Source organism: Bacillus horti (assembly GCF_030813115.1).
Classification (GTDB): domain Bacteria; phylum Bacillota; class Bacilli; order Caldalkalibacillales; family JCM-10596; genus Bacillus_CH; species Bacillus_CH horti.
In genome coordinates, this window is sequence record NZ_JAUSTY010000016.1 from 25,821 (window position 1) to 37,612 (window position 11,792).

At 39.0% G+C, this 11,792-nt stretch carries 8 protein-coding genes and 1 pseudogene; 2 read left to right on the plus strand and 7 right to left on the minus strand.

The genetic code is table 11. The annotated features are described in order from the left end of the window. Positions 1-248 precede the first annotated feature (248 nt). Complete coding sequence (locus J2S11_RS16500; RefSeq protein WP_307396375.1) at positions 249-1,460, plus strand: MFS transporter; 1,212 nt, start codon at positions 249-251, stop codon at positions 1,458-1,460. A gap of 128 nt (positions 1,461-1,588) precedes the next feature. Here J2S11_RS16500 and J2S11_RS16505 read toward each other — a convergent pair whose 3' ends face one another. From J2S11_RS16505 to J2S11_RS16520, 4 genes and pseudogenes are all read right to left on the minus strand, one after another. After that, complete coding sequence (locus J2S11_RS16505; protein ID WP_307396377.1) at positions 1,589-4,228, minus strand: TPM domain-containing protein; 2,640 nt, start codon at positions 4,226-4,228, stop codon at positions 1,589-1,591. Positions 4,229-4,479: 251 nt separating this feature from the next. Then, positions 4,480-5,534, minus strand: a pseudogene (locus tag J2S11_RS16510) (M20/M25/M40 family metallo-hydrolase). Beyond that, positions 5,531-6,460, minus strand: coding sequence for an EamA family transporter (locus J2S11_RS16515; RefSeq protein ID WP_307396378.1), 930 nt, complete (start codon positions 6,458-6,460; stop codon positions 5,531-5,533). Before J2S11_RS16515 ends, J2S11_RS16510 begins: the two are co-directional and overlap by 4 nt. Continuing rightward, complete coding sequence (locus tag J2S11_RS16520; protein ID WP_307396379.1) at positions 6,444-7,403, minus strand: D-2-hydroxyacid dehydrogenase; 960 nt, start codon at positions 7,401-7,403, stop codon at positions 6,444-6,446. The genes J2S11_RS16515 and J2S11_RS16520 overlap by 17 nt, the downstream gene beginning before the upstream one ends. Before the next feature lie 300 nt (positions 7,404-7,703). Between J2S11_RS16520 and J2S11_RS16525 the strand changes: the two genes are divergently transcribed. Further along, positions 7,704-8,885 (plus strand): IS256 family transposase, encoded by a 1,182-nt coding sequence (locus J2S11_RS16525; protein ID WP_307396381.1) that lies wholly within the window; start codon positions 7,704-7,706, stop codon positions 8,883-8,885. Positions 8,886-9,036: 151 nt separating this feature from the next. Here J2S11_RS16525 and J2S11_RS16530 read toward each other — a convergent pair whose 3' ends face one another. From J2S11_RS16530 to J2S11_RS16540, 3 genes are all read right to left on the minus strand, one after another. After that, complete coding sequence (locus J2S11_RS16530) at positions 9,037-9,486, minus strand: MarR family winged helix-turn-helix transcriptional regulator (protein WP_307396382.1); 450 nt, start codon at positions 9,484-9,486, stop codon at positions 9,037-9,039. Positions 9,487-9,595: 109 nt separating this feature from the next. Then, entirely contained in the window at positions 9,596-10,039 is a 444-nt protein-coding gene (locus J2S11_RS16535) for a thiol-disulfide oxidoreductase DCC family protein (RefSeq protein ID WP_307396510.1), read from the minus strand. Next, on the minus strand, positions 10,032-11,792 hold the full coding sequence (locus J2S11_RS16540; protein ID WP_307396384.1) for a YndJ family protein: 1,761 nt from the start codon (positions 11,790-11,792) through the stop codon (positions 10,032-10,034). Before J2S11_RS16540 ends, J2S11_RS16535 begins: the two co-directional genes overlap by 8 nt.

Here is an 11,792-nt window from a genome sequence, read left to right on the forward strand (position 1 = left end):
ACGGTGTGAAAAATCATTCCGCCCATTTCTTTAATCATCTTGTCCTAAATCAACTTTAATACTTAATCTATATCTATAACAACTATTATATTCCCTAATTCATTAGCTCTAAAACATAATATTTTATGAGAGTAGTTAATCCCCACTTATTACTATTATTCCAATAATGCCCTTGTAAAAATAAGATATTCATGCTAATGTAAATAAATTAATTCGTTTTTCGAAGTATCTGAGAGGGTCCTGTCACGATGAAAAATTGGAAAAAGAATTTATGGATACTTTGTGCAGGTCAATTTTTATTTATGGCCTCCATGAGTCAAATTATTCCCTTCCTCCCTTTGTATTTACAGGAGCTTGGTTTAACTGATTCAGCCGAAATTAGTAAATGGTCCGGTCTGATTTTTGGCTCACAATTTTTAACCGCCCTTATCTTCTCTCCCATTTGGGGAAAAATAGCTGACCGCTATGGCAGAAAAATGATGCTCATTCGCTCTGGTATTGGGATGGCCATCGTTACCATACTTATGGGATTCGCTACCAACCACATTCATCTCCTCATCCTTAGAATTATTAATGGGACGATTTCAGGATTTATTCCTGCCGCTATTGCATTAACAGCTACGAATACCCCGAAGGAAAGAACCGGATATGCTATTGGTATCCTTCAATCTAGTGCTGTAGCAGGATCGATTTGCGGCCCTTTGATTGGTGGAGTCATGGCTGATATCATGGGCTTCAGAGCCATTTTTATGTACACAGGCATCTTTGTTTTTCTGGCTACGTTAATTGTTATCTTTTTTGTACATGAAAAGTTTGAACGCAAGGAAAATGAAGAAAAAACGAGCTTAGTACAGGATTTTAAAGTGATTATTGCTCGAAAGCCTATTCTATCCTTCTTTTTTATCGGAACGCTTATTCAGCTTGCTATGCTAGGAACAATGCCATTGATCCCACTATTTGTACAGGAGCTTACTGATTCCTCACAATATCTTGCCTTCCTAGCCGGTCTTACAGGAGCCGTAATGGGCTTTACAAATATGCTCGCCTCTCCTCAGCTCGGGAAGCTTGGTGATCGACATGGGGCCCAGCATGTACTCTTTTACTCCTTGATTGCAGCTGCTCTAATAACCCTACCACAAGCGTTCGTTCTTGATTTATGGCAGCTAATTGCCCTGCGTTTTCTACTAGGAGTCACACTTGGTGGGATGCTACCGTCTCTCCATACACTTGTACGACATTATGCTCCAAAAGGAATGGAAAGCAGGACGTACAGCTATGCTACCTCCGCTACTTTTTTAGGAAATTTTATAGGTCCCATTGCCGCAGGGCAGCTAGCCGCTCAATTTGGTTTACGCAGTATCTTTATCTCTGCTTTTATTTTGCTTCTTTTAAGCGCTTGTTGGGTGAAATATTTGCTGAATGTACATTTTCAACAGCAAGCTAAAGAGCAGATTCATTAGTTGGTTCATTATTATTTCCATACTTGTTTTAACCAGAAATACGCCAGTCGCTTCATAAAGATGAAGCTGACTGGCGTATTTTTTTGAAATAACCATGTAAAAAAGTTAAATAAAATAAATATACTTTCTTACCATTTCGATCCTCCACCCTTTGATCCACCAGAGGATTTCGATGAACCTCCCCAGCTTGAGCTTCCTCCAGTGCTTTTTGAACCACTACTCCAGCTAGAGCCTCCACCAGAAGAGCTTGAATTATTCCAGCTAGAGCCACCTCCACTGCTTGCTCCACTTGATCGGTTTGAGCTAGAGCCTGAATTCCCCCAGAATGATGAGGTAGCAGCCGCCGCTTTATTAGCTCGGCGTAGAGCAGCCTCTTCTTCCCTGAGTCTTTGAATATTACGCTGGCGCTGACGCTCCATTTCCTGAGCATGCTCTAGATCCACCTTTTGCTGATAGTCTAACTTCATTCTATCTATCAGACCTTCTCCTTCTGCAACGAAAGACAGTGCTTTTGGATATTCGCATTCCTTCAACGCTAATTCTATTCTTCCACATAGCGTTTTAAATTCACTATTGTAATAAGATGTCTTGATTTTTGATCGATAACGCTTTACAGCTTCTGAAAAAGCTGAGGCTAGATGCTGATAGGATCTCTCAGCTTGATTTTTTTCTTGTACCGTTCTTTCAATTTGATTTTCAAAATTCTCTACCTCACGACTATATTGTTTAACAGCAGTATAAAGCTCTTCTACATGAAGTAGAGGCGCTTCAAGAATTTGGTCAATGTCCATTTTTACATCTCTTATAAACTGCTCTGCCCCTTGAAGTAATTGAACACGTTCAAGCTTATGTAGCTGAATACGTGATAACAAATGTGAAAAAGAGATATAGTGTTCTTCAAATTCCTTCTTCAGAAGTTGACTTTTTGCATCCAACTCGTATTTAAGATGCAGGATATTTAACTGGATGCTCGAATTCTCTTCTAACAACAGAATTAACTGAGTCAGATGCTTTTCTGCTCTGAAATAAAATTGAATCATAGGATCTAAACCATGTCTTACGTCTGGCAAGGTTTGCTTAATTTCTAAATGATTAGCCTTTATCGTGTGTATAGTCTCAGAAAGCTTCTTCCAATGAATCTCGTGGTATTCTCTTTGTACCTTCTGGATTTCTTCTTCTAGCTCTGTAACTCCGTATAAGTCAAATTTTTGTTTCTCCATATCAACCTGATTAAGCGTTTCTTTTCCCCAATCTCTTGAAGCAATAGTCGCCTTCACCTCATCAAATGAATGCTTAAGCCACTGATGTATGTTTTTTAACATGTGTGTAGATGCCTTGATATCTCCTTGCCTTAGAGCATTCTCTAGGTTCGTATGCTGGCTCTGAATATTTTCAAAAGCAGAGAAAGGATTAATTTCTGATAAAATCAGATTTTCTTTATTGATGATTTGTTCGAGTTCCTCTCTCTTACTTTGTAAGAAATCAGGTAGTCCTCTAAACTCCTCAGTTTGAAGACCAATAAGCAGGACTTCCTTTCTCAATACTGTAATTCTAGAAGGAACACCCTCTAATATATCCTTCGCATACAACGGATCAAGCTGAGCAGACTGACTTGCCTTTTGGACAATTCCTCTCAAATCCTCTGCTCTTTTAACAATCTGCTCCAGGGGAAACGGATTGTTCTCTAACTGCTTACGTAAAAGCTCATCTACCTGCTCCATCTCTTTAACAGATGCTTCAATCACAGGTAAGACTTCATTTTCAGTCCCTTTGTAAAGGTCAATAGCGGATTGGACAATATCAATGAATTTCCGGAACTGTACGATTTGGTCATTCAACTCTTCCAGCTGTTTTTTGGTTTTAGTGCGTGATGAGAAGAATGAAAAGCTAACGCCAGCAAGTGTTCTCGAAAATTTAGTAGCTTCTTGTAGGAGCTCATAAAAGGTATCCCTTGATTCCTTAATAAATGTCTCTGATTTACCACGTGAGAACTGAGCAAGCGGCTCGATCTCCTGCTCAAGCTGATGAATGGACACTAATATTGCCTGGTGATCACTTAAAATCTTCTTCTTTCTCTTTTTAAGCTTCAAATATTCGACTAACATTAAAATCAGCTTATAACTTACCAAAACTAGCGCAATAAGAACTAGTAAGGACAGGAGAAGACTCGACTCTGAAACATCTGGAGCATTTTCACCTGTTGCTACTTGTTCAGGTTGTACAGGTTCAGCGACTACAGGTGCTACTTCTATTTCATCGTTACTCTGATTCAAAAGAGAAAGCTCTTTTGTAACCATAATTACCCCTTGCTTAATATTTCCTTCAGCTGCATGGGGGATAAAGTGTTGGTCAAGGAACACCGTATATGGATTCCCAGCTCCAATATACCCTTCCTGCAAGGAAAGCTCCTGAAACGCCTTGTCTAACCTACTACCCTTTGCTATTTCAATATGTACTTCTCTTTCTTCAGCTGTAATGACCATTAATACATCATTTTCTGTAAGTTCCCATTTATCAAAAACAAAAGTAGACAGAGTTGATATAACACCACCATCTAGATTAGGGATTGTATACAGATATAGGTCCATTGAAGAAATATTAATTACTTTCTCAATTGCAGATCTTTGGGCTTCATTAAGCATCTGGGCGTGATCATTAATGTACCCTTGTGAATCATGAACAACTGCCGCTTGGGCTGGATTTGTAAACACTAAAATGAGAAGTACTATTGTTAGTACTCCTGAACTGAGTCTTTTCTTATGACCCATTTAAACACTTCCTCTACATTTATCCTTGTTGAATTTATTATAATCTATAAAGTAAATATTTGGTGTGGTTTTCAATAATAATTATTTTTAAAAATGTGGAAGCTTTATGTACTTTATGACAATTCTAGCTGTAGTGCTGTTAAAACTCTTTCACTAAGTAAAGGAAACAATTTAATACGGAAAAAGCTATCCTTGAGTAGGAACATCTACTTTTGGACAGCTCTCTCTTAAAGCGTCGACTGTATATCATTTTAAGTCAAAGGATTTAAATCCTCTTCCCCTGTCAAACTAGAAATCATTTCAACAAGTAGCTGAATTTCCTGCTCGATATCCTTGAGACTTGCCGTTTCAACTGGTGAATGCATTAGCGTAGCGGTAGAGATACAAGAGCAACAGGTACACCCTGCCCCGTATATCTGATTTTATCAGCGTCCGTTCCTGTACTTCTCGGTGTTAATTCATACTGAAGGTTCATATCAAGCTGTTTTGCTGTTTTCTCTAGGAGTCTGTTTATCTTTATATTAATCGGAGCTCCTTTCGCTAAAACAGGCCCACCATCTAAGCGTATATCTCCATACTTATTACGATTTACACTTGGATAATCTGTTGCAAAAGTAACATCACATGCGATTGCCATACTAGGCTGTACTCCAGCACCAGCAAAATAGGCTCCTCCCATATTTGTCTCTTCATTAACTGTACTTGCTGCAATCACACACACAGACAGCTTTCTATCAGATAGCTGTCTTAGCACCTCTGCCACAATGAAAGCACCTGTCCGGTTATCTAAACCACGCCCACTTAATCTATTATTCATTAACCATTCAGGCTCTCTTTTATAAACAATAAGATCACCTATCTGAATGTACTTTTCTATTTCTTCCCTGTTCACAGCTCCACAATCAACAAACAAGTCCTCAATGGCAAAGCCGTCCTTAATCCCTCCATGATGCTCGGCATTAGCTCCAATAACCCCAGTTATCGTTTTTTCATTGCCTAACACCGTAACATTCATTCCAACGGCAAGCTTTTGACTAATCCCTCCGACTTTGTCAAAGTATATGAAGCCTTTCTCATCAATCCGATTCACTACGAATGCTATCTCATCGGAATGGCCAGCCAACAGTACCTTAAAAGGAGCGTTTGGATTCAGAATTCCAAGCACATTACCTGCCATATCCGTCTTCACTTCATGGGCAAAGCCTTGCACATAGCTCATCCATTTCTTTTGAATCTCCATTTCCATTCCTGATGGAGAAGGAGTCTGTAAAAGTTCAACTAAAAAATCCGTTGCTTCTTTATTCATAGAGAACCTCCTATTTTCTGATCCTGCGCTATTTTGCGTTTAGCCTTTGAAATGATAATGACCGTAAGCATAATACATACTCCACCAATGGCTTGAAAAAAGCCAAAGGAAACGTTTAACCACACGACAGCAGAAATGGCTGCAGCTAAAGGCTCAGCGGATGAGAGAATACTCGTTTCAGAAGGCTGTATATACCTTAGGCTCTCCATATACATGTAAAAGGGAACCAATGTCCCAAAAATGACAACAAAAAAAACAAAACCTAGAAGAGTCATATTCCAATCAATGTTAAATATCTGCCAAGGTGGTCGTACGATAGCAAGACCAACAGCACCTATCATCATTCCCCATCCAACAACCATTGTAGATGACCATTTTCGCAGCAACGGGATTGGATAGAGTGTATAAAACGCCAAAGCAAGTGCTGAGGCTAAGCCCCATAAGACAGTTTCCTTAGAAACGGCTAATTCTGTAAACCTACCATTTGTAACGAGTAAGGCTACTCCACATAAGGCGATTCCAACAGCTAGCAGTTCATAGCCAGTAGGCCAGCGTAAAGCACGTAGAGCCACATAAATCGTAATAAATAATGGTCCTAGGAATTGTAAAAGAGTTGCTGTAGCAGCATCTCCTTCAGCAATCGCTACAAAAAAAGTATACTGGACAGCAAGCATACCTAATAGGCCAAAAATAATAAGCCTATAGTTAGAAAATCGGTCTCTCCAAACTCTCCATATACTCCCTGACCCTTCCCTCCATCTAGCTAAGAGTAAAAGCAAAATACCTGATACAAACAAGCGAATAAATACTAAGTCATCCACTTGGATGACAGTCTGTTGAAATAAAAACTGGGCAGCTGTTCCAGAAAGTCCCCACAGAACAGTTGCCGCTAAAACCATCCATATCCCCTTAACGCGAGACAACATGAACAGGATTCCCTGCAAGGAATGCTTGTACATTCTTTACAGCTATCTTTAGTAATCTTTGACGTGCTTCTAAACTAGCCCAAGCGATATGCGGTGTAATCACTACATTAGATAGGCCGATTAATTGGTGATTCTCTGTAGGTGGTTCTACAGATAACACATCTAGACCTGCTCCGGCAATTTTCCCGGACTTTAATGAATAAGCGAGCGCTTCTTCATCTATCAGCTTTCCTCGAGATGTATTAATTAAGTATGAGCTTGATTTCATTAGAGCAAGAGTTTCCTTGTTCATCAGCTTTTCCGTTTCTTGCGTTAACGGGCAATGCAAGCTGACTACGTCAGATTCTGCTAGAAGCTCTGCCAAAGGAACATAACGGAAATTCTCAAACGGAATATCCGTACTCGTAGTACGACGATAAGCTAATATCTTCATTCCAAAAGCTCTCCCTATCTCAGCAACCTTTGCTCCTATCGTACCGTAACCCACAATTCCCAATGTCTTCCCCGAAAGCTCCATTTGGGGCTGTACTGAAAAAGTGAAGTCAGGGCTACTCTGCCATCTTCCTTTATGAACCTCTAAATGATGGGCATGAACAGCATTAGTTAACTCTAGTAAAAGAGCAAATGTCACCTGAGCTACTGAATCAGTGCTATAAGCTGGAATATTGGTTACTGTAATGTTTAATTTAGCTGCTGCATCAACATCCACGTTATCATAGCCTGTAGCAAATACTCCTATATACTTTAGATTTGGTAGCTTTGAAAGAATATCCTCTCTTAACGGTGTTTTATTTGTAAAGACGATCTCTGCCTCTTTTGCTCTTTCTTCGATTAAATCAACAGGAGTACGATCAAAGACACTTAGTTCCCCAAAACTGGCTAACTCATCCCATGATAAATCCCCTGGATTTAGTGTATATCCGTCTAAAACTACTATTTTCATAGCTTCACCTCATCACTATCAATTAATATATAACTCCGTATTAATCTATTTTAGCTTGTCTTGTGAAACTACACAATCAACTTTATTTTCATTTATTTATCTCAAATTAAAGATATTGTACAAAAAAATATGGAATATTGTTTTTATTATTTCTCTATGTGAATTCACTTTCTATCTATATGTGAATTTTCTTTATTGATAGCGTAAAATATCTTGTGTAAATGAATAGATAGAAAAAGGAAGACCTTTTCTTGTAGAATTGAGTTACCACACAAAATTCACAGAAAAGAGGTCTTCCCTATGAACCAGTTTACAACAGATATCATTCAAGCTCTAGTCAAAAAAGAAGATATTAAAGAAGTTTTTCGCATTCACTTAGAAGCTGCTGTTAATACATTGCTTCAAACGGAGTTATCAGCTTTCCTAGACTATGAAAAGTACGACCGAATTGGATTTCATTCAGGTAACTCTAGAAACGGCTCCTACTCCCGTAAACTCCACACGGAGTTTGGAGACTTAGAAATCAGTATCCCTCGTGATCGTAATGGTGAGTTTAAGCAACAAACCGTTCAACCTTATAAGCGCTCAAACGACACCCTAGAGGCGTTTGTCATTCATATGTTTCAAAAGGGAGTCACGATGTCCGAAATCTCTGATTTGGTTGAAAGAATGTACGGGCATCACTACACACCACAGACCATTTCGAATATGACTAAAGCGGTCGGAGAGCAAGTAGCAGCTTTCAAATCACGTTCTTTAGCTTCTCGCTACGTATGTGTTTATCTTGATGCGACTTTTATTGCTCTGAAGCGTGACACCGTCTCTAAAGAAGCCGTGTATATCTCTGTTGGCATCCGAGAGGATGGATCCAAAGAAGTCCTTTCTTTTACGATTGCTCCGACGGAGTCAGCTTTTGTCTGGGAAGAAGTATTACAAGACCTTAAAGAACGTGGAGTTGAAGATATCCTCCTTTTTATTTCAGACGGATTAAAAGGTCTTCAGGAACGCATCTCTACAGTCTTTCCTCGTTCTAAGTATCAGTCTTGTTGTGTCCATGCCGCACGGCATATTGCTCACAAAGTTCGAGTAGCTGACCGTAAGAGCATCTGTGCAGATTTTAAGAGAGTATACCGATCTGATTCGCGTCATGAAGCGCAACAAGAACTAGAGACCTTCGTCAGCAAGTGGCAGTCAGCTTACCCTAGAGTAACAAAGGCTCTGAGTGATAACCCTTACTTGCTTACATTTTATGACTTTCCCCGTGAAATTTGGAGAAGTATTTATTCGACGAATCTTATTGAGGGATTGAATAAAAATATTAAGAGATACAGCAAAAGGAAAGAGCAGTTTCCTAACGAAGAATCTTTAGAACGCTTTCTTGTTTCCCTAGTTGAACCTTACAACCAAAAGTTCTCCGCACGATGTCATATTGGGTTTGATCAAGCACGGGCAGAGCTAAGTAGTATGTTTACTGAAGAATAAATACATAACCATTTTACAAGAAACCGAATCTTCTATTTACACAAAATTATTGACGGTACCTCTTTATTTCTCTACGTTTTATTCACTTTCTTTTCTACTCTTATACAAACTATTAAGTCATTCTATAATCAAATCAAGTATAAAAATATAGCTATGATGCCTCACTATCGTTAACGCCTTTTCCTATTTTCTTAAGTAGCTCTATTGCCAATTTCTTCTCCTCAGGATCTAGACTGGATAATAAATCATGAATGGTTTCAGTATGTTTAGGGAATATTTCGTCAAACAAGTCATTTCCTGCTTTAGTCAGTTGAGCAAAAGTCACTCGTCTATCCTCTTGGCATGGTATCCGAATTAATAGTCCTTTTCTTTCAAGCTTATCGATATTATATGTAATACTTCCACTTGTAATCAGAACCTTTTCTCCAATCTGCTGCAAGGGAATACTACCTTTTGTGTATAGGACTTCAAGAACCATAAACTCTGAAGATGACATCCCATATTTTTTCATATCCTTCATTGCTACATCTAAGATAGATTTAGCTGCCTTGGATAAAACCACAAACAACTTTAAAGAAACATTCTCTTCTCTCTCTGACATTCTCCTCACCTACCTGATTAAATTAAGTATTCTCTGGAGCTTTCTATATTTCGTATTTTTTAAATCTTAATTTAAAGATAACTATATTGTCACACTTTGTCAAGAATTTTTATTTTTCGAAGCTTTGTGTCACATCCTCTGTGGATTCTAAGAACCTTTTTCTTTGCTGTGGAGTTGGTAGCATACATTCTTCTTTTTTTCCAAACCACTTATATCGTCGCTTAGCAACCTGCTCATAGATTCCATCTCGTATCACTCGAGGAACAATGATTCCTATATACAGCAGTCTCCACCAGCCTCCAAGATCACGAAACACTCTAAGAGCTGCAGAGGATTTGATGAATGCCCTTGAATGATCAACATAAACAAACGTATCCATATCGATATGAGCTAATCCTACGCGCTCCAGTAACAGCTTGCCAGCCTCAGACTGCAAGGAAGCAAAATAGAAGATTTCCTTTTTATCATGCTTTATGACAAACTGTACGAGTGAGTTACACATATTACAAACACCATCAAAAAGCAGAATAGGCTTGTTCATGCGCTCATTCATCTCCTTCACCCTTCCTTTTCTCCTTATCTTCTATAAGCTTTATGTCATACTTGATACGTAAAAAAGGATATCCAAACAGCCACATCTGATGAGTAGCATATAATGTTCCGCTTTGTTCTACAGCACGTACAATAAACTGCTCATGAAGAGGGAGCCTAAGGATCATCCACCCGAGACTTAGGTAGATTCCTTCATCTCCACGAAAAGGCTGCCTTGGTAAACTACTTAGAACAAGTCCTAAAGATTTATTCCTTGTTCCGTCCACTTCTTTCCCTTTCTCATCCTCTACCTCTAAAGGATCTAACCGTAATATCCCTGTCATCTGACTAAATGGTAATGGTAACGCAACATTCATATATGTTTCCTTCTGGTTAATTTCTTTATAGGATGAGTAAAGAGCTACAAAGATCGTGTCTCCTGAGCTTTTATTTGTGCGAACCCATGCACGGACCTGATTTCGACCATCCATGTTGTCTTGAATGGGGACAAGCACACTATCTACGACTAATGGGTCTGCCTTGTGGGGCAGGATGTGCAATTGTCCAAGCTTTTTACTTAGCCTACTATAAAGCTTAGAAAAAGCTCTAAAACCCTTTCCCCATTCGGTTGTAGACTTGACCGTAAAGCTTAATGTGTCTTCATAAAATCTACGAATCAAAGGATGAATGTTATCAAAATGAAGGCTTCCATCTGATCTATTGTAGGTACTCATTTCATCTACAATGCCCTTCAGATTATTCCTATACGGGTCAATATACTTATTTTCTTGGAGTAACCGCTTCCCAAGCAGCTCATTTCCCCTAATCCTACTAAATGGGATTTCATAGAATGACTTTCTCGAAGGCGGGGCAATCAGTCCCCAACCTATTAAGCCTAGCAGGACAAAACCAAAGGCATTCCCAACTCCATGAATTAGGGTCATATCAGGAATGGAGATCGTCATGATGTGTTGGAGTCTTCCCCAAGCATATATCAGCGCAAAAAGCATAGTTAATACTAATGTAGCAGCCGATGAACGTATAAGAAGTGTAGCCCACCCATGTCCACGAAGAACCTTTACAGTTAAGACCAACCATACATACCACCATAGTGCCAAGACAAATAAAAGCACAAATATAAATTCAAGAACAACCGAATAAGTAATCCCCACAGCAACACCTAACGGACCTAGAACAGCAAATACAACAAGCCAAGCATATTTTCTCTGCCTTTTCTCTTGGATCGTTAAAAGCCTGCCTAATAATCCTACGAAAATAGGGACAACAAAAGCCGAATAGTGAAAATGAATAGCGGTAAGCGAAATAATTGTTGAACCGAAATCCATAACGTTTATCCCCAAATGATAAATGGCTGACCAAGCACCACCCATAAAAAGGTACAAATATCCAATATCAATAGACGATTCTTCTGAAAAAGAAAAGACACCACGCTCTGCCAAACGAATAGCCCCACAATAGGCAACAAGGCCTGTAAAAAAGAGCCAAATGATTGAAGATATAATACTTATCCAAACAACGTCAATGAAAAATGCCCATGAACCAATGACAGCAGCATATGGAGCTATACGACGCACAACATAGAGAACTCGAGCCTGATTCCCCTGGCTATGCTCTGTTTTAGTTACCTCTAACGCTAACGGAACAACAATTAAATAGGAGAAGACCAGAAGTGAATCGATTAAAGCTATAGGAAAAATAATAATTAATAAAAGCCAGTAGCTTAAAGCGAAGCAATAGTAACCCCATCCCTTCAT